Source organism: Halorubrum hochsteinianum (genome assembly GCF_023702125.1).
Classification (GTDB): domain Archaea; phylum Halobacteriota; class Halobacteria; order Halobacteriales; family Haloferacaceae; genus Halorubrum; species Halorubrum hochsteinianum.
The window spans coordinates 2,721,333-2,745,795 of the sequence record NZ_CP098415.1 but is presented as its reverse complement, the minus strand read 5'-3'; the positions used below and the strand labels follow the sequence as shown (position 1 = coordinate 2,745,795).

Below are 24,463 nucleotides of genomic sequence, written 5' to 3'. Positions count from 1 at the left end.
GCGTTACACCTCCGGTTTGACGATGAGCCGCGAGCGCATCTCCAAGTGTAGCGCGCTACAGAAGTGCGCGCAGTAGATCCAGTAGACGCCCGGCTCGTCCGCGGTGAACGTCGCCTTCCGCGTCTCCTGCGGAGCGATCCGCATGTGGATGTCGTGCTCGGGGATCGCCACCGAGTGAAGCATGTCGCTCGTGGTCTCGATGTTCGTCACCTGCATCTCGACCTCGTCGCCCTCCCGGACGACCATCTCCTGGAACCCGTAGTGGTTCCGGGTCGAGTACATCTCGATCTCGACCCGGTCGTCGCCGACCCGCTCCATCGACGACTCCCCTTCCGCCGTGTGGCTGAGTTCGAGGTCCTCGGGGTCGTACGTCGCCTTCGGGTCGATCTTCGACTTGTGGCAGATCGACGCGTCGTGCGGCTCGGCCTGCGCCGGCGAGTCTTTCACCAGCTCCATCCCGTTCTCGTCGTCGCCGATGTAGATCAGCTGGTCGTTCTCCGGGTGCTGCGGGCCGACCGGGAGGAACCGGTCCTTCGAGAGCTTGTTCAGCGAGATCAGCCAGTCGCCGGCCGGGTCCTCCGTGTACGACTCCGCGGCGATGAGGTGGCCGGGGTTGTAGTGGACGTCGATCTTCTCGATGACGGGGCTCTCGGAGCGCGGCTCGGCGTTGACCGCCTCCTCGATGTCCCACTTGACGACCTGCGAGTCGATGAACAGCGTGGTGTACGCGTGGCCGCGGCCGTCGTAGGCGGTGTGGAGCGGGCCGAGCCCGAGCTTCGGCTGGCCGACGATGGCGTCGGTCGGGTCGTCGACCTCGTCGATCTTGTCGATATCGATGATCGACGCGGTGGGGTCGAGCTTCCCGCTGATCACCACGTACTCGTTGTCCGGGGTGACGCTGACGCCGTGCGGGCTCTTCGGCGTCGGGATGTAGTGGACGATCGGTTCGTCGCCCTGATTGAGCGGGCTGTCCTTCCGGCCGTCGACGACCGGCACCTCGTTTATCGTCTCGTAGTTGCCGGCCTCGACGGCCGCCTCGATGCGCGGGATGTCGAACGCCTTCACGTCGTCGCGGTCGGCGCGGGTCATCCCCGACTCGGTCGCCGCCTCCTCGGTGTTGTAGGCGCTCGTGAAGAAGTACCGGCCCTCCTTGCTCCCGTCGCCGTTGTCCATGTTCCCGTCGATGAGGACCTCCCACTCGACGTTCATCGTCTCGGGGTTGATCGCGGCGAGGACGGAGCCGTACGAGTCCGGATCTTCGAGGTCGCCCGTCCCGTCGTTGGGGACCGGAGTCCGGAACTCGCCGACGCCGAAGATGAGGTCGGTGTCGGGCAGCTGGGCGCACGCGCCGTGGGTCCCCTGCTGGTTCGGGATGTCGACGATGGCGTCCGTCTCGAAGTACGTCAGGTCGATGCGGGCCATCCGGCCGTTCGCCTTGTCGTTGACGTACGCGAACCGGCCGTCGTAGTCGCCGTCGGTCTGGCTGATCCGCGGGTGGTGGGTGTCGCCCCACGTGTACCCTCCGGCGTCTTCCAGCATCTGCTTGCTCTCGTCGTCGAAGCCGTAGCCGCGGGAGGCGTCGTAGTTGAACACCGGGATCCGGATGAGCTCGCGCATCGACGGGAGCCCGTACACGCGGACGTCGCCCGCCTGCCCGCCGGACAGCAGCGCGTAGTACTCGTCGTGTTCGCCCGGCGGGACGGAGTTGTCGACGCCGCTCGCCGAGGCCGTCCCCTCGACGCCGTCGTCCTCGTTCAGCAGGCTGGAACAGCCCGCAAGTCCGCTGATCCCGCCGACCGCAGCGCCGGCCTTCATGAAGTCGCGGCGACGGACGCCGGGCAGCAGCGAGTCGAACCCGTCGGTCGAGCCGGTCGTCTGGTCGCCCGATCCCTCCGCGTCCGTGGACCGCTGTGTGTCGTTCGACATTGGTGAATCCGCGAGCGGCGATTCCCTCGCGACAGTCGGCCGTTGCGGTCTCCGGTATAAATCTCGTCGAGCGGCTCCCTGTGCGGCAGGAAGCGCGCGAACACGTTCGGGGATCGCCGTCGGCGTTTCAACGGCGTGAGAACGCGAATCCGTCGTCGCCGGTACCGGCGGTCGGAACGATCGAAAACGAAGAGAGCGGTTCGCGGGAGCGGTGACCCGGCTCAGAACGCGCCGGGGTAGACGCTGACGTCGGCGTGGAGCCCCTCGCGGAGCGCGCTGTGGACGTGACAGATGCCCTCGGCGCGCTCGGCGATGTCCGCGGCGGTCTCATCGTCGAGGTCGGCCTCGACGTGGACGTCGAAGGCGATCGACTCGAGGTCGTCGTCGTCGTCCAGTTCGGCGCTCGCGTCGATCTGGATCTTGCCCAGCTCCTCCTCGCCGCGCTGGCTCCCGCCGACGCGGAACGCCGGGAGGTAACAGGAGGCGTACGTCGCGACGAGCGTCGCGTTCGGGTTCGGGCCCGTCTCGTCGGTCGCGTCGATCTGAAGGTCGAACTCGCCGACCTGACTGGTGCTGGCGTACCCTTCCTCGGAAACCGTGGACGTCTCGATGTCTGCCATAGTCGACTGTCGGTTCGGTCGCGCGCGGATAAAGGTTATCGGCATCGGCACGGGACCGCGCCGGAACGCGGTGCGACGCGGGCCGATTCCGGGCGTTCCGGAGCGGTTCCGGAGCGGTTCCGGAACGATCCCGGAGCGCCCCCGACAGGTCCGAGTCGGCGGCGCGTCAGTCGTCGCCGCGGACGCCGCCGACCGCCCCGGTCCCCTCCCGGAGGTCGGCCTCGATCGCCTCCAGCGTCCGTCCGTTCGTCTCGGGCACGGTGCGGTAGGTGAAGAGGAGCGCGACGACGCTACAGGCCCCGAACAGCCAGAACGTCAGCGGCGTGCCGATCCCGTCGAGCAGCACGGGGAACGACAGCGCCACGGCGAGGTTCGCGAGCCAGTTGGCGACCGTCACCACCCCCATCGCGCTCCCGCGGACGGCGAGCGGGTAGATCTCGGATATGAGGAGCCAGAATACCGGTCCCAGCCCGATGGCGAAGAACGCGACGAACGAGACGAGCGTGAGCGTCGCCAGCCAGCCCATCCCCCCGGTCGGATCGGCGAACTGGAAGACGAGCCCCGCGACGGTCAGCGACCCGATCATCCCGCCGGTCCCAACGAGCAGGAGCGGACGACGGCCGACGCGGTCGACGAGGAGGATCGCGACGACCGTCATGGCGACGTTGACGCTTCCGATGGCGACCGACGCGAGGATCGACTGCGAACTCCCGAACGCGGTCGACTCCAGGATCGTCGGCGCGTAGTACATCACGGCGTTGATCCCGGTGATCTGCTGGAAGATTGCGAGCCCGAGCCCGACGATCAGCGCCGGGCGCATCCACGGGCTGAGCAGGTCGCGGACCCCGTTCCCGGACTGCGCCTCGACGGTCGATCCGATCTCCGACAGCTCGGACTCGATGTCGCCGTCGCGGGTGCGGCGCAGCACCGCGCGGGCCTCGTCGGTCCGGCCCTGCTCGTAGAGCCACCGCGGGCTCTCGGGCATCCGGATCATCCCGATCGCGAGCACGACGGCGGGGACCATCCCCGCCCCGAGCATGAGCCGCCACGAGCCGGACCCGGAGAAGGCGTAGTTGACGAAGTACGACGAGAGGATCCCCACGGTGACCATCAGCTGGTTCAGCGACGTGAGGCCTCCGCGGACGGAGGGCGGCGCGATCTCGGAGATGTACAGCGGGCCGACGATCGACGCGAACCCGATGGCGATCCCGTCGATCATCCGCCCCGCGACGAGCACCCCGACGGTCGGCGCGACCGCCATGAGGAACGAGCCGAGGAAGAACACCCCGGCCGACAGGAGGATGAACCGCTTGCGGCCGATCCGGTCGGACACCTGCCCGCCGACGGCCGCCCCGGCGGCCGCCCCGACCATCGCGCCGCTGACGACGATCCCCTCCACCAGGGGACTCAGCTCGAAGGTGGTGTCGATGAAGAGGATGGCTCCGGAGATGATCCCCGTGTCGAACCCGAACAGGAGGCCGTTGAGCGCCGCGAGCGCGGAGACGACGTACACGAACCGTCCGCCCTCTCCGCGGATCACGGCCCGCATATCAGCGGTTGACATGGTGTGCCAATTCGGCGCTAACCATCTTTCATTTAGAAGCCTTCTGATTTATTATTAATTTAAATCTATACAATATATTTCTGCCACCTCAGACGTACAAAAACTACCCGTCCCGGTGTAATATTTATTCGGAGTCAAATAGTATTCTGACACGCCGGGCGGGGCTCCCCGGCGCTGACGTCGAACCGGATCGGATCCGCGGACCGGCCGCTCGTCGAGCGCGTTTCGCCGAAGAAAATTCTCGCCGGAACGGGACCGGCGGGGGTCGTCTCGGACGGTTCCGCGTCGCGGGTCGCGTTACTCCAGCGTGTACGTCTCGTCGCCGTCGAGGACGACGGGTTCGGCGGCGGCTCCCGCGGCCTTGACCTCGTTGACGAACTCGCGGGTCTCGATCTCGATCGGGCCGAACGAGTCGTAGTGCATCGGGAAGACCACGTCAGCGCCCACCCAGTCGGCGGCGATGCCGGCTCCCGCGGGCCCCATCGTGAAGTGGTCTCCGGCGGGCAGGGCGGCCGCGTCCGGTTCGAGGTACGGCGCGATCACGTCGACCATCTCGGACATCAGGCCCGTATCGCCGGCGTGGTAGAACGTGGTGCAGTTGGCGTCCGACTCCTGGGTCGGCTTCTTGTCCCCGACCACGAACCCGGCCGGCATCCCGGCGGAGTAGTCGGGGTCGTTTTCGATGCCGTTCGTGTGATCGGCCCGAACCATCGTCACCCACGCGTCGCCGCACTCGACGGTGCCGCCGATGTTCATCCCGCCGGCCGGGAGGGTGTGCTCGTGGCCGAAGTTCTCCTGAACGTAGCCGGTCAGTTCCGGCGTGGCGACCACGGTCGCGTCCGGGAACGCGCCGGCGTCGGCGATGTGGTCGGAGTGCCCGTGGGTCAAGAGGAGGTAGTCGGGGTCGAGCTCCTCGGGGTCGACGTCGGTCTTCGGGTTGTCGAAGAACGGGTCGATGAGCAGCTCCGTGTCCCCGACGACGACGTGCCACGTGGAGTGGCCGTGCCAGGTGAGTTCCATGGTCCGTTCGGTACGTCTCGGCGAGCGCTAATAAAACTCGACACCGCAGCCCCGATTTCCAAGACCGGATTCCGCTCAACCTCGCCGGACCGACGCACGGATTCTGCTCGAATCTTTACTTTCGAACCCCTCGGCCGAACGAGTGACGCCGTCGGCCGTCCGAGGGGTGCCGCAATACCCGTAAACGATCAGTTAGCCCGTTGTCTCTGGCAAAAACGTCCCGCGAATACACCCTTACCTCCGGGCGACGCGTTCGTGTCTCCGTGATCACGGAGTCCCGACATGAGCCGTGACGAGGGCGGCGAGACCGCGGACCACGACGACCGGTACCGCCACCTGATCGAACACGTCCAAGACGCGGTCGTGGAGTTCGAACTAGTCGAGGAGGATCCGGTCGTCAGAGACGTGAAGGATTCGTTCGTCGAGGTGTTCGGATACGGGGCCGACGAAATACGCGGCGAGCCGCTCAACGAGTGGGTGGTTCCGGAGTGGCGGCTCGAAGAGGCCAGAGAACTGGACGCGAACACTCGCGCCGGCGAGGTCAACTACCGGAACGTCACTCGGGAGACCGCGACCGGGCTCAGGGAGTTCCTCTACCGCGGCGTTCCGTACGACGGAGACGGGTCGGCGAGCGGCGGGTTCGCCGTCTACACCGACCTCACGGAGGTCGCTCGCAACGAACGACGGCTGAAGGTGCTGAACCGGGTCCTCAGACACAACATTCGGAACAACGCCAACGTCGTCGCGGGCCACACGACGCGGCTGTTGAACGAACTGGACCGGCAGGACTCGACGACGACAGACGTGGCCGCGACGATCGAGCGCGCGGCCCGCGAGCTTGAACGGCTCGCCGAGGAGGCGGGGCACATCCGCCACGTGCTGAACCGGGGACTCGACGGGAGCGCCGAGACCGATCCCGCGTCCGTCGTTCGGTCCGTCGCCGACGAACACCGCGGACGGTCTCCGGCCGCGGAGATCGAACTCGACCTCGCGGCGTCGGGACCGGTGATCGCCGACCACCGGCTTCGGCACGCGGTCGACGCCCTCGTCGATAACGCGATCGCCCACAACCCGAGTTCGACACCGCGGGTGCGAATTCGCGTCGAGCGTGGCGACGGCGACTCGGGTTCCGAGTCGGACGGCGGCCGGTCCGGCGAGTGGTTGGTCGTCCACGTCGAGGACGACGGCCCCCGGATCCCGCCGGACGAACGGAGCGTGATCCGGGACGACGCAGAGATCACCCAGACTCGACACGGAAGCGGATTGGGGCTCTGACTGGCGGAACTGACCGTCGAGATCTTCGGCGGCGAGCTGTCGTTCGCCGCGAGCGACCTCGGCGGCAACGACGTCCGGATCCGCCTCCGGCGGCGGTGACCCCGACGAAAGCGATTAGTTAGTGACCCGTCAACTGCCGACGGATGCCCTCCGAGACCAGCGACCCAGCCGGTCCCTCCGCCGCGTGTCCCGCCTGCGGGGACCCGGTGCCGGCCGGGGCGAGCTTCTGTCCCGACTGCGGTGCCGACCTCGGCGACCCCGGCGACCCCGCGTACTGTCCCGAGTGCGGCGAGGCGTTCGACGACGGAGACCGGTTCTGCTCGAACTGCGGCGCGTCGCGGCCGGGCGGCGGAGCGACGGCGGTCGGATCGAGTCGGTCGCACACCGGTTCGGGTCGGTCGACCGGGACCGACGCCGGCCGTGCGGGTGAGGCCGACTCCGCCGGGCCGGCCGGGCCGGCGTCGATCCCGGGAGAGAGCTCGCGCGCCTTCCGCCGCCGGGTTCAAGACCACCTCGACGCCGGGTGGGAGATCGAACGGGACGACGGCGACCGCGTCGTCCTCGTCGACAGGGGGATCGGCTCCGTCGGTCTCCACCTCCTCCTGTTCGCCTTCACCAGCGGCATCGGGAACCTCCTGTACGGCTGGTGGCACTACTCCAAGTTGGCCGAGCGCCTCCGGCTCGTTCGCGGCGACGAGACGCCCGTTCGCGCCCCCTCCAGCAACGAGTCGGCAGAGCGGGTCGAGAAAGTCACCGCGTACCTCATGACGACGTTACTCCTGCTGATCGCCGGCCTCATCGCGTTCATCGGATCGACGAGCGGCTCGCCGCCCGCGGTCCTGGTCGCGCTCGCGTTCGCCGGACTCGGCTTAGGCATCGCCCCGCCCGTTCGGAGTCGGCTGGACCGCCGCCACGGGATCACGAAGTTCGGCCGGCAGAAGACGGTGGACCACCGGATCGTTCGCCCGCCCGAGACCGTCGACGACACCTGCGTCGTCTGCGGCGAGGCGTTCGAGCGCGGCCTCGTGCGCCGGCGGCGCGACGAGACAGTCGTCGCCGGCGTTCCGGTCCGCACCCACTCGGTCCGTCACAACCACTACTGCCCCGACTGCGCGCGGTCGGAGGTGTTCGGCGGCGACGACCTCGGGGACCTGTCGCTCGACGAACTCCCGGGCGACGGGGGGCTCGAAACCGACGCGACCGGCGACGAGACGATCGACGGTGACACCCAGGCCGGGGGGTCGACGGGTGAGACCGCGGGAGAGGCGACGGGCGCGTCGGTCCGCGAGGCGTCCGACTCGACCGAGTGAGCCGGCGAGGCCGGACGGTCGCGCCCGTCGCTTGCCCCTCCGGGAACGCTTTTCGGGCGGCCGCTCGTTCGCTCCCGTATGTACCGCGCACGGTTCCGCGACCCGGCCGGATCGATCCGCGACGGCGAGTACGACCCGGCGACCGACACGGTCGCCTTCGGCGGTGACGAGTACGCGCTCAATGACCCCGACATCGACGTGCTCGCGCCGACCGACCCCTCGAAGATCGTCTGTATCGGACGCAACTACGCCGACCACGCCGAGGAACTGGGCAACGACGTGCCCGACCGCCCGCTGCTCTTCTTGAAGCCGCCGAACGCGGTGGCGAGCCACGGCGACACCGTCACCGTCCCCGCCGGGAAAGACCGGATCGACTGGGAGGCGGAGTTCGCGGTCGTGATCGGCGAGCAGTGTAAGGCGGTCGACGCCGACGACGCGATGGACGTGGTCGCCGGGTTCACCTGTATGAACGACGTGTCGAACCGCGAGGATCAGAACAGAGAGCAGAACTGGGTGCGCGGGAAGGCGTTCGACGGCGCGGCCCCACTCGGTCCCGTCCTCGCGACGCCGGACGAGGTGCCCGCCGACGCGAGCGTCGAGCTCCGCGTCAACGGGGAGACGAAGCAGTCCAGCGACCGCGAACACATGATCTTCGACGTGCCGACGCTGATCGAGGAGATCACGACGTACCTCACGCTCGAACCCGGCGACGTCATCGCGACGGGCACGCCGGAGGGCGTCGGCGCGCTCGCCGACGGCGACACCGTCGAGGTGGAGATCGAGGGCGTCGGCACCCTCGAACACGACGTTCGCGTGCCCTGACGCGGTCGGTCACGCCGATCCCTCGTCTGTCTCGCCGCTCGCTACCACACCTCGCTTCCGGTGAACGCTTATGTGGTCTCCGCCGGAGTCGGACGTATGGAGACCAGTTCGTTCGTCGCCCGTCCATGACGGTATCGCCCCCGACCGCACGCGGAGCGAGACGCTCCCCTCTCCGGGCCGACGCGAGCGCCCGACCGAATGTCACGAGACGACGCCACGACGAACGAACGCGACGCATCGAACGACCCCGACAGACCGACTGATACAGACGCGACGCCCGCCGTCGTCGCCGCGCGGACCCCCGATGGCCCTCCCGACACGACCGAGATCCGCGAACTGGCCGCCGCGGCCGGCTACGCGGTTGTCGGCGAGGTCACCCAGCGACGGCGCGAGGATCCGACCTACGACCTCGGCCGCGGGAAGGCCGAGGACCTGATGCGGCTGGTCGCCGACGCGGACGCCGAGGCGGTGATCTACGACGGGTCGCTGTCGCCGGGGCAGACGTTCTCGCTCGGCAACCTGCTGCCGACCGGGACCGCGGTGATCGACCGCCCGCGGCTCGCGTTGGAGCTGTTCGCCGACGCCGCCGACTCCCGGGCCGCCGACCGACAGTTGGAGCTGGCGCGGCTGCGCTACGAGCTCCCCCGGCTCCGGGAGTCGATCGCCCGCGACGGCGGGGAGGACGTGCGCCTCCGGCCGGAGGGCGACAGCCGCGTCCTCGACGTGGAAAAGCGGATCGAGTCGGCCGAGCGCGCCCTCGACGAGATCGCCGACGACCGGGCGGCGCGGCGGGCCGAGCGCCGGGACGCCGGGTTCGACCTCGTCGCGCTCGCTGGCTACGCCAACGCCGGGAAGTCGACGCTCGCGCGTCGGCTCGCGGACGAGGTGTCGGACTCGGAGCCGGACGGCGAGCCGGCCGACCTCGCCGCGACGCTCTCGGTGGACGACGGTCCGTTCGAGACGCTCTCGACGACGACGCGGCGGGCGACGATCGGCGGGCGGCGGACGCTCGTCACGGACACCGTCGGGTTCCTCGACGGCCTGCCCCACGAGGCGGTGCGCTCCTTCCGGACGACCATCGAGGCGATCCGGCGCGCCGACTGCGCGCTGCTCGTCGTCGACGCGAGCGACGACCCGGCCGACCTCCGCCGGAAGCTCCGGGCGTCGCTGTCGGCGATCGAGGCGACCGACGGCCCGGTGATCCCCGTGCTGTCGAAGGCGGACGAAGCGGGGGCAGCCGGGACCGAGGCGGACGACCTCTCGGCGGCGACCGAGGCGTACGAGGCCGCGGTCGCCGACCTCGACCCGGACGAGTCGCCGGTTGTCGCGTCGCTCCGCCCGCCGGTCCCGGTCAGCGCCCGCGACGACGCCGGCCTCGACGAACTCGCGGCGGCGGTCGCGGACGCGCTCCCGACCGCGACGGCGACCGTCGAGGCCCCGAACGGCGGCGACGCGCAGGCCGCCCTCTCGTGGGCGTACGACCGCGGCGTCGTCGAGGGCGTCGACTACGAGGGCGACGCCGTCACCGTCGAACTCGCGGGGCGGCCCGCGGTCGTCGACGAGGCGGAGCGGCGGTTGGCGAGGGGCGGTCCGGGCGGGTGAACCGCGGTCGGCAAGACCACGCTTAAGCCCGACCCTCCCCGAGTTCCGTACATGGAACCACGTGATCTCTCCGATCACTCGCCGTACGTGCCCGGGCGGGGCGTCGAGGAGGTCGCCCGCGAGCGCGGGATCGACCCCGACGACCTCATCAAACTCTCGTCGAACGAGAACCCGCACGGTCCGAGTCCGGCGGCCGTCGAGGCGATCCGCGAGCACGCCGACCGGGTGAACCAGTACCCGAAGTCCTCGCACACGGACCTTACCGCGAAGATCGCGGAGCTATGGGACGTCGACGACGAGCAGGTGTGGGTGTCGCCGGGGGCCGACGGCTCGATCGACTACCTCTCGCGCGCGGCCCTCGAACCGGGCGACGAGGTGCTGGTGCCGAGCCCCGGCTTCGCCTACTACGCGATGTCCTCACGGTACCACCACGGCGGGGTGACGGAGTACGACCTCTCCCCGGCCGACGGGTTCGCGCAGGACGCGGAGACGGTGCTGTCCGCCTACGGCGGCGAGCGGATCGTCTACGTCACCTCGCCGCACAACCCCTCCGGCTCGACGATGCCGCTCGACGAGGTCGAGGCGGTCGCGGACGCGACCGCGCCGGAGACCCTCGTCGTCGTCGACGAGGCGTACGGCGAGTTCGCCGACGTCGACAGCGCGATCCCGCTCGTCGACGAGCGCGACGACGTGGCGGTACTCCGCACCTTCTCGAAGGCGTACGGGCTCGCCGGGCTCCGGATCGGGTACAGCGTCGTCCCCGAGTCGTGGGGCGAGGCGTACGCCCGCGTCAACACCCCGTTCGCGGCGAACGAACTGGCCTGCCGGGCGGCGCTGGCCGCGCTCGACGACGACGAGCACGTCGAGAAGACGGTCGAGACCTCCCGCTGGGCCCGCGGGTACATCGCCGACGAACTCGACGCGCCGACGGTCGACTCCGCCGGGAACTTCGTCCTCGCCGCGGTCGGCGACGGCGAGCGCGTCGCCGAGGCGGCGCAGGAGCGCGGCGTGATCATCCGAGACTGTACCTCGTTCGGGCTCCCGGAACACGTCCGGATCTCGACGGGCACCCGCGGGGAGACGCGCGAGGCGGTCGCGCTGCTCAACGAGACGCTCGCGGACCTCGAACTCGGTGTCCGGGCGTGAGCGGCGAGCCCGAGACGCGGGAGGCCGCGGCCGACGGCGGCGGCGGCCGCGCCGACCGCGTCGCCGTTACGGGGACTCCGGGAACGGGCAAGACCACGGCGACGGCGCTGCTCGAAGGCGAGTACGACGTGATCCACCTCAACGAGCGGATCAAGTCGGACGGCGACCTGTGGACCGAGCGCGACGCCGACCGCGACACGCTCGTCGCCGACCTCGACGCGGTCCGCGAACACCTCGGCGACTGGTCCGGTGTCCTCGACTCGCACCTCGCGCACCGGTTCGACGTCGACCGCGTGGTCGTGTTGCGCTGTCGCCCCGAGACGATCGAGTCCCGACTTGAGGCCCGTGGCGAGTCGTCCGAGACCGCCGCGGAGAACGCGGAGAGCGAGGCGCTCGACGTGATCCTCTCGGAGGCGGTCGCCGAACACGGCGCGGAGCACGTCTACGAGGTCGACGCGACCGACCGCGACCCCGAGGCCGTCGCCGACGCGATCCGCGCGGCGGTCGAGGGCGAGCGCGAGCCGAGCGCCGGCACCGTGGACTTCATCGATTATATATGAGCCGGCCGCGAGCGTCGAGACGGTAGATGACCCTCGACCAGTACCGCTTCGTGGCGGACCGCCTGCTCGGCCCGTGGGTGTCGGCGGCCGACAGGCTCGGCCTCTCGCCGGATCAGGTGAGCGTGATCGCCTTCCTCGTCGCGGTCGGGGCCGCCGCCGCGTTCGCCGCCGGGTCGGCCGCCTTCTACGCGGCCGGCGCGCTGCTCGTCCTGCTCAACGGCTGGCTGGACCTCGTCGACGGGGCGCTCGCGCGTCACCAGGGGATCGCCTCGGACGGCGGCGACTTCCTCGACCACGTCCTCGACCGCTACGCCGACGTGGCGGTCATCGGAGGCCTCACGGCCGGGATCGGGGCGTACGCGCTCGGCTTCGCCGCCGTCACGGGCGTCCTCCTCACCTCGTACCTCGGGACGCAGATCCAGGCGGTCGGCATCGGCCGCGAGTACGGCGGCCTCCTCGGGCGCGCGGACCGACTCGCGCTCATCGGGGTCGGCGGCGTCGTCGCCGCCGCGTACTCGGAGCCGATCGTCGCCGGGCTCAACGTCGTCGGCCTCCTGCTCGCGCTGTTCGCGGTCGTCGGGCACCTCACCGCGGTCCAGCGGTTCCTCGGCGCTTGGAGCGACCTGTAGCGCCCATGTGACCAACGTCTTCCACGGATCTTCCTCTACCCTATCGAAAATATCAATAGGAATATTACGAGAGCAACATTTTTCACTTTGGTATTTTGATGTTGCGATATTGTGGGAGTAGTTGACACAGTCTCCGTCCACTACGCCGCATCCGACAGAGGACGAGGACGAAGCAGTGCTGACAGTCTTGAGCAGGCGGCGGAGGGGATCGACATCACCACAGTCGAGTCCGACGACTCGCTGCTCCCCTCCGACACCCGAGCGATGTGTTTCGTCGTCGAACACGACCCGCCGGCGACGGACGGTATTGGTATGCTTCGACGAGTCCGTGAGGCTCGTCCGGACCTTCCCGTGATCGTCCTCGCGGCGAACCGGGAGAGGCAGACGGTCACGGATGCGCTCAACGCTGGGGCAGCACGATGTCTCCCGCGGCCCGTGACGGAAACGGCAGTGTTCAGATAAGCTGATTCCATGCGAAGGCGAACGATCTGAGCCACTCGTTTGCTGTTTCTGCTTTGGCGTTGCTAAAACAGTTTGAGAAACTGGTAGTTCTGCGTTTTATCTCACGAAAAACACGTTCGACGCTGTTTCGATTTCCATGTCGTTCGTATCTGAAATCGAGGCCGTGTTTGTCACAAGCTCGGTGGAGTGGAACCGCACCATCAACGAGAAAGATCGCGTCATCTACGTCGTGTTTGTCGCGGAGTTCCGTGAAGAACTGATCTGCGATCACGTTCGTTCTTGTTGACTCAAGCTTTGTATGTAGCAAATCGTTTGACTGAGGATCGACAGCAGCGTACAGCCAGTATTGTTCATCATCGAGCTGAATCACAGTCTCGTCAACCGCAACGTGATTCGGGCTCCGACCAGCTTCCGGCTGTAGATCGGCTTTGTGTACCCAGTTATGAACGGTGGATCGAACTCGATCAACACCAAATACCTCAAGAAATGAAACAGTATTCGAAAGCGACAGTCCAGACAAATGGAGCTGAATACTGAGCTTCATCAACAGTTTCGGTGTTGCCTCTCGCTCCACAAACTCTAAGTTGATCTCGTCTAAACAGCCGCTGAGGCGGTCGTTTTCGGGCATAGATCACTTTGAAAACGCACCGCCTCACCTTTCAAACCTTATCTGAACACCGCCACGGAAACCGACCGAAAGGTAGTGGCAGAGCAGATTCGCTCGGTGGCAGATCGGCACGCCAATAACCAAAAGCGAAACGAAGCGGTGCTTTCGACGCTCGGTGCCGTTGACGTGGGGGTGTTGTTATCGAGACCGCAAACCGGTGCGTATGCCGTGAACGACCACTTCTGCCGGCAGTTCGACATTTCGGACCGTTCAGCAGTCACCGGAGAGGGTCTCGAAGCGGTCGCCGACGAAATTGAGTCGTCGTTTGACGGCCCCGGTCAGATCGGGAGCCGGATGACCACGCTGACCGAGCAATCGACGCCGACGCACCGCGAGCGACTGGAAGTCCCTGACGGTCGGGTGTTCGAACTGAGCTACCTGCCGATGAACGACTCTGGAGAGGCAACGATGTGGCTCTACGAGGACGTAACCGGCGAGTTCGAACGCCGCAGACAGCTCAAACAGTACGAAACGGCCGTCAACGCCTTCGGAGATCCGGTGTATGTGCTGGACGACGACGGACGGTTTGAGTTCGCCAACGAGGCACTCGCCGAGCTTACCGGTTGGGACCCCGCCGCACTTGAGGGACGACACGTCTCAACGATCATGGGTGAAGAGGACGTCAAACGCGGAAAGTCGGTGATACGGTCGCTGTTGAAGTCCGATGCCGAGGACAAGAACACCTTCGAGATGGAAGTAATCGCCGCCGACGGTTCGACAGTTCTCTGTGAGAATCACGTCGGGCTCATCCGCGCCGGCGACCTACTCGAGGGAACCGTCGGCGCGCTTCGCGATATCTCCGATCGTAAGCGACGCGAGGAGGAGATCAAACGCGAACGAGATCGGCTCGCGGCGACATTCGATGCCGCTCCTTCTCCGTTCGTTCAGGCCCGGAGCGACGACCGTGGACTCGTCATTGAACGGGTTAACAACGCGTTCATTGAGGTCTTCGGATACGATGAGACCGAGCTCATCGGCGCAACGCTCGGGGACCGGATCGTTCCAGAGGGCGTCGCCGCCGGCGACGCCACTTCGGATCCCCACACTCAGGAAGTCGTTCGAGAGACCGCAGACGGCGAGCAACGGACGTTCTTGGTCGGGTCAGCACTGGCCGCCGACACCGAGGACGGGACGGAGGTGATCAGGACGTACACAGACATCACTGACCACAAGCGTCGCGTCAGGCGGCTCGAACAGATCAGGCAGAACGTCTCGGACGTGATCTGGATCAGCGACCCGGACAAAGACGAGATGGAGTTCGTCAGCGACTCCTACGAGTCGGTCTGGGGCCGGTCTCCCGAGTCGCTCAAGCGGGAACCCGCGTCGTTTATTCGGGGGATACACGGCGACGACCGGGACCGCGTGACTTCGGCGCTGGAAGAACAGTCAGAACACCCGGACGAGTACGAGGAGACGTACCGCGTCGTCGGACCGGACGGTGACATCAGGTGGGTTCGGGACCGATCGAGCGGAATCTATCAGGACGGCGAACTCGAACGGATCATCGGCGTCGCCAGCGATATCACGGACCGAAAGCGTCAGCAGCAAGAGCTTGAGCGGGAGCGTGCGCTCACCGAGCAGGCGCTCGACACGCTTGAGGATATATTCTACGTGGTCGGAGCGGACGGAACGTTCCTGCGGTGGAACGAACGACTGCCCGAAGTGACCGGTCACGCCGACGAGGTGGTCGATTCGCTCGCCGTGACAGATGTAATCGCGGAAAGCGATCGCGAACCGATCAAAGCGGCGTTCGACGAAGTGCAGGATGCGGGACGCACGAAATTAGAGGCGACGGTGGTCACGTCCGACGGGGAACGGATTCCGTACGAGTTCCGCGCCAGTCGGTTCACCCGCCCGGACGGGACCGATAGCGGCGTGGTCGGAATCGGCCGCGACATCTCGGAACAAAAGCGCCGGGAGCGGGAGCTGCAGACGTTCGAGCGAGCGGTCGAGGACGCGGGCCACGCGATCTTCTGGATGTCGGACGAGGGTACCATCGAGTACGCCAACTCAGCGTTCGCGCAACAGACCGGCTACGACCGTGACGAGGCCGTCGGGTCGACGCTGGAAGAGTTATGGCCGGAGCAGTCGGCGGCGATCCACGACGAGATGTGGGACACGGTACAGTCGGGCGACACGTGGGAGTCGGAGTTTGTCATTCGGCGGAAAGACGGCCGACGGTACACCGTCCAGTTGTCCGTTTCGCCGGTCTACGGGAGAGAGGGCGGCAGTCCAACGCGATACGTCGGGGTCGCCAGCGACATCACGGAGCGGTACCGCCGAGAGCAGCGGCTCTCGGTGTTACAGCGCGTGCTTCGTCACGACCTCCGAAACAACCTCAACGAGGCTCTCCTCGCAGCACAGCTCATCGATCGACAGTCAGACGAACCGGAGGTGGAGACACAGGTCGAAGCGATCTACCAAGTCGTCGAAGAGACCCTCGCGTTGAGCAAGAAGGTCCGCAAGTCCCAGAAACTGTTCGAGGAGGGCGAAGACTACAACACGGTGATTGACGTCGCCGATCGCGCACGGTCACAGGTAGCGTCGCTCCGGACCGAGCGGAGCGAAGTGACGTTCGCTGTCAATCTGCCGGCCGCCCAGCATGCGGTCACGAGCGACCTCGTCGACCAAGCACTGCGAAACGTGATCCAAAATGCGATCGAACGGCTGTGTTGAATCGCCATACGGCGGCAGGGTAGGTCGCTAAATCAAAGGCGTTGAAGCGGGAAGATTCGGTTGCCTATGACACAAATCTCCCGCTTCATCGGGGAGGTTGTGCCGGTTGCTCAAAGAGTTACTGGCGATGGAGGCGAATCCGCCGCCCCGGAAGGCGGCGGCGGATTCGCCGACTACGCACTCGTTTCCCTCCACTGTCTGCGAATTTACCTCGATACATCGTACCGCATGACGATCGGCCTGCTCAAAGAGATGCCACAAATAACCGGGGAGATCGGCCTTAGCGCGGCCGATCTCCCTGCGCCGTCCACGTTGTGTAAGGCGTTCGACCGGATCAGTATGAGTGTTTGTCGAGTGCTGCTGCGCCAGTCGGCGCAGCTGCACGATCTCTCCGAACACGCCGCGATCGACGCCACATTCTACGACCGCTCACCAGCCAGCCGCCACTACTGCCAGCGAATCAGCTACCGCGTTCAAAAGCTGAAAGTCACGAAACTCGTCGATACAGCGTCGCAAGCTGTCCTTGACGTTCACTGCTCGACGAACCGAGAAGGAAGTGACGCAGATCTCGCTGAGCAGATCGCCCGCCGGAACGCGGGCGATCTGCGGTCTCTTGCGGCCGATAAGGGCTACGACAAGAAATCGCTCCGCGAAGGATTACGCGATCTTGGGATCAGACCGCTGATCAAGCACCGCATCTTCGCGCCGTACGACCACGCACACAACGCCAGAATCGACGATAATCGCTACAATCAGCGCTCTATGACCGAAACCGTGAACTCGGCTGTGAAGCGCTCGCTCGGCTTCGCCGTGCGAGCGCGGTCCTGGTTCCGTGAGTTCCGCGAGATCGCTCTGATGTGTATGGTCTACAACATCAAGCGCTTCGTCAAACAGTGAATCTCTACGCCTTACAGCGATTCAACACAGCCGTTCATGGCTGCCACCACGTCGAAGGATTTCGGGCTGCGATTCTTCTACTTCGCGTTCGCGTGTCTGCTGTACTCTATCTGGCGAGCCGTCGACTTGCTCGTCCAGGTTGCGTTGACTAGTGAGTACGGGCACTCGCCGATGGTGACGGCAGATAACACATTGACGCTGCTGAAGAAGGAGACCGGAATTGGGTAGAGAGGCACTCAGTCCAGGTCAGCGCGCCGTCTGAGTGGCTACACTGTTGGGAGTCTCGAAAATTCGCCCATACAATTGGAAGTATGACAGGAATGGCCGCTTGGGGAGTGATTTGAGGTGGTTTTCGTTGACTGAATCGGACAAATTCACACATCACAGCCCCGCTAAACCCGGTGTAGTCTCAACTTCCCCTGACTCAGTTTTAGTATAGCAGCATACAATTTATAGATGGGTTATTTGGACTATCAGGGCTTGTATACCCGGAAATCGGCACTTCAGGCAAATTCCCAATTGCTCGTGATTAAAATAGTAATCACGACCATTTTGAAGTACCCCGCCGCTGTCGGGTAAGCACGAATACTGTAACCGGCTCAGAACGGCGCTTCCCCCGGGGTAGAGCCGCCGAGACGAGGCTTCGAGTTTGCTGAGGTTCCAGTCAGCTAGGTCGAAGGACTGGCGGAACACAGCCATTCAATATAGGACGAAGGACATCAATCTATATGAAGACACAGTGTGAATGGTACGGTATGACCGAAGATGAATCGAACCCCGAGGGGCTGATGGAGCGCCAGACCACGGGCGAAGACCGCGTGCGGATGGCCGCCCGGCAGCTATCGGAGCCACGGACGGCCAACTGGATCGCGTCGGAAGCGGGCTGGTCACACGAGCCGACCAAGCGCGTCCTCGAACGGCTCGTCGACGACGGGATTCTCCACCGAGACGAGAGCGGGACCCACACCACGTACTACCCCGACTACCGCCGCCAGGCGATGCAGGAGGCGATGCGGCTTCGCGACAGCGGACACACTGTCGAGGAGCTTACGGACCGGCTCGCCGAGATGAAGACACAAATCCGCGACTGGGAGGCGGAGTTCGATGTCGAGTCGCCGAATCAGCTTCGCGGAACGCTCGCCGAGGAAGGGCTCGATGCCGACGAAGAGGACCGCCGGCGCGACATCGCTCGTGAGTGGGAACACCTCAAACGGCGCATCGAGATCGTCGGCTTCGCCATCCGCGAATGGGACTTTCTCGCGCCGACGACAGAGCCCGCCGAGGCCAGCGGCTAACGGATGTCGGTCCCGCATCCAGGTGGTGATCCGAACGCGAACTTCTACGCCCAGCTGAAGCGGGACGTCCTCGACCGAGTACCACAGATTACGACGGTTGAGTTCGTTCCTGACGATATCGAGGCCAAGCAGTTGCGAGCAGTTTTCGATCCGGCTCGTCTTGCCCCACCGACAGGCCCCGACTCACCTGAACTAACCATCAAATGGTACCGGCAGGAGCCACACGATTGGTTCCGTATCAACTACACCGACCCGAACACGGATTTTCACGCTGGCTGGCACCAGGACGAAGACCATCCCGATCTCGGACGGACGCATTTCCAGTACTCTGCCGTCAATGAAGAGGATCGCTGGGAAATCTCGTTCGACCACGAGACCCCCTCGCTGATCCTCTGGGAGATCATCGAAGCGCTCCTTGAGGATGTCCGTCCGACCTACCAGTACGAGAACGAGGACCCATGACACCACGAGAACGCACCGATCGGTCGCTGGTGAGCTCCTTCGAACGGTATCTCCAAGACAAGGGCAAGGGTCGTGGTGGCGACGGCGGGAACTATCGCCGCAACGCCGCTCGCGAACTGGACTGGTTCGCGGAGTGGGCCCGTGGCGACCGCGGCGACGAGGAATGGACCGGTATCGGTCCTCCTGATACTGACCGCGACCCGACCTTCGGTGATCTCGACGAGCGCGTCTTCCGCGAGTACGCCCGTCACCTCGCCGGCGACCGTGGACTCAAGCAAAACACCGTCCAGACCTACTACGCGTACATCTCGGCGTGGTGTGGCTGGTGTGTCAACGAGGGGTATCTCGACGCACACTACGCCCAGCGGGCCAGTGCCACGGCGCCGCTTCCTGATGACGACGGTCGCAAGCCGGGCGACCAGCAGGCGTGGACGTCCGAGCAACGCCACGCACTCACCCGTCACGTCGACGAGCAAGCGCGTGCGGCCATCGAGACGTATACCAGCCTCCCCGAGGATGTCGACCCACTCGACAGACAGCGGGCCCGCTACGCGGCGCTGAAGGTGGCCCGCGACCGGGCGCTGGTGTTCGTCCTCGCGTACACGGCTGTCCGTGTGGGTGAACTTCTTCGTGACCCCGACGACCCACGACGCCGTGGGGTTCGCTGGGAGGATATCTCTCTCGAGGACGGAAGCATGGACGTCTATCGGAAGAAGCAGCAATGGGACGCCGCCAGTCTGCCTGATCCTGTCATCTCCCCGTTGCGGAGCTATCGAAAATTGATGAACTCGCCGATGGATCGGTGGCCAGTGTTCCCCACGTTCGACCAGCGGACGCTCGCAGGACTCGTGCAGGAGGAGCTAGCTGACCGGGGTGAGCGACCGGATGTGATCGATCAGCGACGTGAGGAATACGCTCGCGACCTCCTGCTAGCGCTCGACGAAGACATCCGGCCACCGTCAATCACTACGGACGGCGCTCGCTCGATTCTCAAGCGACTCACGGAGGCCACGGAGATTGATATCGACCACCCGAAACACGACTATCTTGCTCCGCACGGTGGCCGTCGTGGGATGGGAGAAGTTCTTGTCCGGGCATTCGGATACACTGTGGCAGCCCGGTATCTCGACAACTCTGAGGAAATGGTTCGTGAACGGTACTCCCACATCGAAGCTGGTGAGTTAGGGGACGTGGCCACGGAGGCCCTCGAAGAAATTGATGATGTCGCGTAGACTCGAAATCTTCAGCAGATGACATAGATGCCATAGGGTCAGTCCTATGATCTAGACTGGTGTCTTCGGTGATGGGGAAGCTTCAGTACTTCACAAAGCCGCTTAGTTAGAAGGTCTGCTTGTAGAAGGTGTGTCTAAAACCCAGCAAGCAGACGGTTCAATCCACGAGGACCAACTCGTTAACTTCCTCGTCAATGCTCTTGACGAGGAAGTTGCTCTCACACTCGCTGAAAACGCCGAACTCGATGCTGAAGACATCTACGAGGTCCTCGTCGGCGCTTGCGCCGACGGGACCTCAGTCTCAACGCTCTGTGAGAGAAGCGAAGATGCACCCCACGAGAACTCGGTTCTCTACCACCTCCGTACCGAGTTCGACCTAGAGACGCTCGAACAAGTTGGTAATACGCTCCTCCAGAAAGACGTTCTCGATGTCCTCCCCGAGCAGGTGGAGGTCGTTTCAGACCTCCACCTGCGGCCCTACTACGGCGACGAAGACGATACAGACGGTCTCTATCACTCCCAAGCCAAGCGTGGAACCACCGCGTTCCACGCTTACGCGACACTCTACGCGCGTGTAAAGAACAAGCGCTACACGCTGGCGGTGCGCCGTCTCGAAGACGGCGACACCGCCAGCAGTGTCCTCGCAGAGTTTCTTGGTATTCTCGACGGCCTTGACCTCGACGTCAAGGCCGTCTTTCTTGACCGTGAATTCTACGACAGCAAGTGCTTGACGCTGCTTCAGGCGCACAACCACGCCTACGTCATGCCGATCGTCCGCTGGGGACAGACGATCAAGCAAGAACTCTCGGAAGGCTGGAGTCGCGTGATTCAACACGACATGACGGCGAAACTCGACGGTCACAGTTGGACCGTCGAGTTTCCCGTCTACATCGACTGTACCTACCAAAACGGACGGTACGACGACCATGGCGTGGCGCGTCACGGCTACGCCGCTGACGCGCCGTTCATCGACTCACCACGAGACGCTCGATACCACTACGCGAAACGCTTCGGTATCGAGTCGAGCTATCGGCTCTCCGAGCAAAGTATTGCGACGACCTCGACACAGAATCCGGTCGTACGGCTGTTGTACGTCGTGGTGAGCTTGCTGTTACAGAACGTCTGGCGGTATCTGCACTGGGAGTACGTGGCGACGCCCCGCCGAGGCGGGCGTCGCCTCTGGGAGTGGTCGTTCAAGGAGTTCATCAATATGATTCGACGGGCAGCGTGGACGGCCCTCGCGGTGCGTCGGGCCGTCCCCGCAAACCGACCACCGGACGACCGGTTTACCCGGTAATCACACCCAGACAGCCTCCAGTGGGAGTGGCGACACTGTCGCGTCGGCGGCAGCCGCCGCCGACAGCGACAGCTCTCCGTCGGTTCGTCGAAGATTCTCTCGTCGAGACCGTCAGTGAACCGCTTCGTCACAGAACTCAGGCTTTAGAAACAGTTAGCCGAGGATGCTTTGTGAGGTACTGAGTATCCCCTGCTCGAGAAGGGGATTGGCTACTCCCAACACGAGAACCCTGAACAAAGCGTCCGGGAGCAGTAAGAACCCAGGAAAAACAAGTAACTGCTGCCGCCGGGGCAGAACGGACAAAGCCCGGAACAGAGGCGGGCAAATGAGAACCAAAACGACGCCTATGCCCATCATAAGCCTGAAAAATGAGTCTATCTCGGGAAAAACACCTCTGAGTATAACCATCTCGTCGCCCCCAGACTGTGCTACCGTCGATATCCGGCCGAACGGCATTGCCGCAAATATGAGGCAGAAACCGAGTGATCGTTTTGTTGGTGACTCGCCCGGCCTTAGCAGACGATACCCAATCCACATCAGTCCATAGCTGAAAACAAGCCCAGCGATAGGTGCTAAGACGAGCTCTGGCGTTATTTCTTGACATGCGACCCGCCAGCTATTGAAATTTCGCGGGCCCCATGCTCCACAGATCACTCGACCGACTGCCGTGTGCGCAATCTCATGGATCTCGTTGTGAACGAATAAGAGTGCGACGAACGCGATTGCCCAGCGGACATCAAAACTGACGCGCAACGGTTTCTCATGGACCGAGGTTGGCAGCGGTGGAAACCATCGTGTCATGGCTGGATCTATATGTCTGAAATAAAAGTTCAGTCAGGACCGTTTCCGTCTGTGAAACTTACGGAGAATCGAGTAGAAAGCCTCGCGCTTCAGCGCGGGGAGGATGTCAATGTCGTCGAACCCGAGATAGAGACGATGTTTCAGGCTCGGACACACTAACTCGCGTTTTAACCCGAGAGCCGTCGTCACGAGGCATATACGGATGACAGACCCCGCGATCGAGACGAATGAGTTGACGAAACAGTTCGGTGACGTGACCGCTGTTGACGGGATAGACCTGACCGTCGAGCGGGGCGAGATATTTGGATTTCTCGGCCCGAACGGCGCCGGGAAATCGACCACAATCAACGTGCTTCTGGACTTCGTCAAGCCGACGACTGGAACGGCCTCGATGCTCGGACTGGACGTCTCCGAGGACCGCGAGGCACTCCACGGTCGGATCGGCGTCGTGCCAGAGAACTACGGACTATACGACCGGCTAAGCGGCCGCCGACACGTAGAACTCGCTATCGAGTTGAAAGAAGCCGCCGACGATCCGAACGAGTTACTCGACCGGGTCGGACTGTCTACAGACGACGCAAACCGCTCGGCGGGGGAGTACTCCACGGGGATGAGCCAACGACTGGCGCTGGCGATGGCGTTGGTCGGGTCGCCGGAGTTGCTCATCCTCGACGAACCGACGAGCGGTCTGGACCCGAACGGCGCTCGGGAGCTCAGAGAACTTATCCGCGATGAAAACGAGCGAGGGGCGACGGTGTTCTTTTCGAGTCACATTCTCGAACAGGTCGAAGCGGCCTCCGACCGAGTCGGGATCATGAACGACGGGCAAGTCGTCGCAACTGATACTATCGATCGGCTCAGGGGACAGCTCGACACCGGAGCGCAGGTGGCACTTGAGGTTAACAGAGAACCGGACCAAAAACTGGACGACCTGCCGAACGTTCGCGATGTCGTGGTGGCTGACGGGGTCGTCCGAGGGACCTGTCTCGAGCCGGCGGCAAAGCTCCAGTTCATCGATCGGGTCCGCGAGGTGACCACGGTCACGGACGTCCGAATCGAGGAGTCATCGTTGGAGGACCTGTTCGCCAGCTACACTAATGAGGAAACATCGAACAGTCACGGGGAACCGGTCGCGCCGGGGGGTGTCGCGTGATGAGCGTCGGAACAATCGCTCGGAAGGACCTCGCCGACGCCAGCCGGTCGAAGATGCTCTGGGTGGTGGCCGTACTCGTCCTGCTGTCGATGGCCGGGGTCACGGGCCTCGTTGCGGCGACAACCAGTATGCCGGCTCGAGAGGTGTTCGGGCTCGCATTCCAGCTCGCTGTGACCACCCTTCCGATCATCGCACTCATTCTCGCCAAGGGATCGATCACTGGCGAGCGTGAATCTGGATCGCTCCGAGTGCTGTTGAGCCTGCCGCCGTCGCGCAGCGACATACTCCTCGGGAAACTGCTCGGCCGGGCGGTGCTGATGCTCATCGCGACACTTGTCGGCGGCCTCACCACCGGGCTCGTCGTCTTCGCATTGCTTGGCGGTGAGATCGGCATTCTGATTCCGTTTGTCGGCTTCCTTGGCGTGATGGGGGTGGTGTTCGTTGCGATCGGTGTTGGCGTTTCAGCAGCCAGTGCGAGTGACAATCGCGCTACGGCGATAGTTGTCGGGGCCTACATGATCTTGGTTGCTCTGTGGAACCTCATTGAGAGGGGTATTCAATTCGGCGCCGTCGAACTTGGCTTGATGGAGGCCAGTAGCCAGCCGGCGTGGTTACAGATGGTTGGGTTACTCCCACCCAATAATGCGGCTATAGCCGGCTTCCGGGCCACCGTTGACGGCCGGCTCTTCGGTACTGACCCGTTTGCGTCGGTTTGGCTCCCGGTGTGTCTCCTGCTTGTCTGGTTCGTCGTGCCGGTTGTAGGCGGCTATCTCGGTTTCCGAGACGTCCAGATTGGGTGACCTCCTCACACCGCTGGAAGGGGAGAGATTCGCCTGTGCCGGTCGTCGGTTCCCCGTGTTAGTCACCCATGACTGAACTCGTGGAGTCCTGCCTCGTACCCCCGTAAGCGGCGATGTACACGCCGTGTGTCACGACTTGAGACGTACGCCGACGGCGACCACGGCCGCTCTCAGACCGAGTAACAGCGGCACCGTTCCGTCGCCGACACCGAAACCCAATCGAAAAGCATCCATCCGATGACCGCGA

At 64.5% G+C, this 24,463-nt stretch carries 21 protein-coding genes and 1 pseudogene; 17 read left to right on the top strand and 5 right to left on the bottom strand.

The window, feature by feature from the left end; all coding sequences use genetic code 11:
* Positions 1 to 3: 3 nt before the first annotated feature.
* From nosZ to NAF06_RS13840, 4 genes are all read right to left on the bottom strand, one after another.
* A complete protein-coding gene (gene nosZ, locus NAF06_RS13855; RefSeq protein ID WP_008586781.1) occupies positions 4 to 1,926 on the bottom strand; it encodes a TAT-dependent nitrous-oxide reductase in 1,923 nt (640 codons plus the stop codon).
* A gap of 221 nt (positions 1,927 to 2,147) precedes the next feature.
* A complete protein-coding gene (locus tag NAF06_RS13850) occupies positions 2,148 to 2,546 on the bottom strand; it encodes an OsmC family protein (protein ID WP_008586783.1) in 399 nt (132 codons plus the stop codon).
* A 166-nt stretch (positions 2,547 to 2,712) separates the two neighbouring features.
* Entirely contained in the window at positions 2,713 to 4,110 is a 1,398-nt protein-coding gene (locus NAF06_RS13845) for a sugar porter family MFS transporter (protein ID WP_049908879.1), read from the bottom strand.
* Between the two features lie 297 nt (positions 4,111 to 4,407).
* Positions 4,408 to 5,130 (bottom strand): metal-dependent hydrolase, encoded by a 723-nt coding sequence (locus NAF06_RS13840; protein ID WP_008586787.1) that lies wholly within the window; start codon positions 5,128 to 5,130, stop codon positions 4,408 to 4,410.
* 282 nt (positions 5,131 to 5,412) lie between these two features.
* Here NAF06_RS13840 and NAF06_RS13835 point away from each other — a divergent pair, with 282 nt between their 5' ends.
* The 8 genes from NAF06_RS13835 to NAF06_RS13800 all read left to right on the top strand — a co-directional run bounded on the left by NAF06_RS13835 (position 5,413) and on the right by NAF06_RS13800 (position 12,936).
* Positions 5,413 to 6,405: a PAS domain-containing sensor histidine kinase gene (locus tag NAF06_RS13835; RefSeq protein ID WP_008586790.1), complete on the top strand. Its 993-nt coding sequence runs from the start codon at positions 5,413 to 5,415 to the stop codon at positions 6,403 to 6,405.
* A gap of 143 nt (positions 6,406 to 6,548) precedes the next feature.
* A complete protein-coding gene (locus NAF06_RS13830) occupies positions 6,549 to 7,715 on the top strand; it encodes a zinc ribbon domain-containing protein (RefSeq protein WP_008586792.1) in 1,167 nt (388 codons plus the stop codon).
* Positions 7,716 to 7,793: 78 nt separating this feature from the next.
* Positions 7,794 to 8,537, top strand: a complete 744-nt coding sequence (locus NAF06_RS13825; protein ID WP_008586795.1) for a fumarylacetoacetate hydrolase family protein — start codon at positions 7,794 to 7,796, stop codon at positions 8,535 to 8,537.
* Between the two features lie 198 nt (positions 8,538 to 8,735).
* A complete protein-coding gene (locus NAF06_RS13820) occupies positions 8,736 to 10,139 on the top strand; it encodes an HflX-like GTP-binding protein (protein WP_008586797.1) in 1,404 nt (467 codons plus the stop codon).
* A gap of 51 nt (positions 10,140 to 10,190) precedes the next feature.
* Positions 10,191 to 11,285 carry a histidinol-phosphate transaminase gene (hisC, locus tag NAF06_RS13815; RefSeq protein WP_049908880.1) on the top strand — a complete coding sequence of 365 codons (1,095 nt, stop codon included), beginning with the start codon at positions 10,191 to 10,193 and terminating at the stop codon, positions 11,283 to 11,285.
* Positions 11,282 to 11,845 (top strand): adenylate kinase family protein, encoded by a 564-nt coding sequence (locus NAF06_RS13810; RefSeq protein ID WP_008586800.1) that lies wholly within the window; start codon positions 11,282 to 11,284, stop codon positions 11,843 to 11,845. The genes hisC and NAF06_RS13810 overlap by 4 nt, the downstream gene beginning before the upstream one ends.
* Before the next feature lie 26 nt (positions 11,846 to 11,871).
* Entirely contained in the window at positions 11,872 to 12,474 is a 603-nt protein-coding gene (locus NAF06_RS13805; protein ID WP_008586803.1) for a CDP-alcohol phosphatidyltransferase family protein, read from the top strand.
* Between the two features lie 111 nt (positions 12,475 to 12,585).
* Positions 12,586 to 12,936 carry a response regulator gene (locus tag NAF06_RS13800; RefSeq protein WP_080507171.1) on the top strand — a complete coding sequence of 117 codons (351 nt, stop codon included), beginning with the start codon at positions 12,586 to 12,588 and terminating at the stop codon, positions 12,934 to 12,936.
* On the opposite strand, the gene NAF06_RS13795 is transcribed toward NAF06_RS13800, so the two are convergent.
* Positions 12,929 to 13,564, bottom strand: coding sequence for an IS6 family transposase (locus NAF06_RS13795; protein WP_251106167.1), 636 nt, complete (start codon positions 13,562 to 13,564; stop codon positions 12,929 to 12,931). The genes NAF06_RS13800 and NAF06_RS13795 overlap by 8 nt on opposite strands.
* A gap of 207 nt (positions 13,565 to 13,771) precedes the next feature.
* Between NAF06_RS13795 and NAF06_RS13790 the strand changes: the two genes are divergently transcribed.
* From NAF06_RS13790 to NAF06_RS13750, 9 genes and pseudogenes are all read left to right on the top strand, one after another.
* Positions 13,772 to 16,279, top strand: a complete 2,508-nt coding sequence (locus NAF06_RS13790) for a PAS domain-containing sensor histidine kinase (RefSeq protein WP_008581336.1) — start codon at positions 13,772 to 13,774, stop codon at positions 16,277 to 16,279.
* Between the two features lie 66 nt (positions 16,280 to 16,345).
* Entirely contained in the window at positions 16,346 to 17,176 is an 831-nt protein-coding gene (locus NAF06_RS13785) for an IS5 family transposase (protein WP_251106146.1), read from the top strand.
* 21 nt (positions 17,177 to 17,197) lie between these two features.
* Positions 17,198 to 17,404 (top strand): annotated as a pseudogene (locus NAF06_RS13780) (transposase); the annotation flags it as partial.
* 527 nt (positions 17,405 to 17,931) lie between these two features.
* Positions 17,932 to 18,471 (top strand): DUF7342 family protein, encoded by a 540-nt coding sequence (locus NAF06_RS13775; protein ID WP_008581334.1) that lies wholly within the window; start codon positions 17,932 to 17,934, stop codon positions 18,469 to 18,471.
* Between the two features lie 3 nt (positions 18,472 to 18,474).
* Positions 18,475 to 18,933: a hypothetical protein gene (locus NAF06_RS13770; protein ID WP_008581333.1), complete on the top strand. Its 459-nt coding sequence runs from the start codon at positions 18,475 to 18,477 to the stop codon at positions 18,931 to 18,933.
* Positions 18,930 to 20,165, top strand: coding sequence for a phage integrase SAM-like domain-containing protein (locus NAF06_RS13765; protein WP_049908559.1), 1,236 nt, complete (start codon positions 18,930 to 18,932; stop codon positions 20,163 to 20,165). The genes NAF06_RS13770 and NAF06_RS13765 overlap by 4 nt, the downstream gene beginning before the upstream one ends.
* Before the next feature lie 130 nt (positions 20,166 to 20,295).
* Positions 20,296 to 21,462 (top strand): ISH3 family transposase, encoded by a 1,167-nt coding sequence (locus tag NAF06_RS13760; RefSeq protein WP_008581331.1) that lies wholly within the window; start codon positions 20,296 to 20,298, stop codon positions 21,460 to 21,462.
* Positions 21,463 to 22,465: 1,003 nt separating this feature from the next.
* The gene (locus tag NAF06_RS13755; RefSeq protein WP_008581329.1) at positions 22,466 to 23,416 is read left to right on the top strand and encodes an ABC transporter ATP-binding protein; all 951 of its coding nucleotides are present in this window, start codon (positions 22,466 to 22,468) and stop codon (positions 23,414 to 23,416) included.
* Entirely contained in the window at positions 23,416 to 24,216 is an 801-nt protein-coding gene (locus NAF06_RS13750) for an ABC transporter permease (protein WP_008581328.1), read from the top strand. The genes NAF06_RS13755 and NAF06_RS13750 overlap by 1 nt, the downstream gene beginning before the upstream one ends.
* Positions 24,217 to 24,463: the final 247 nt, after the last annotated feature.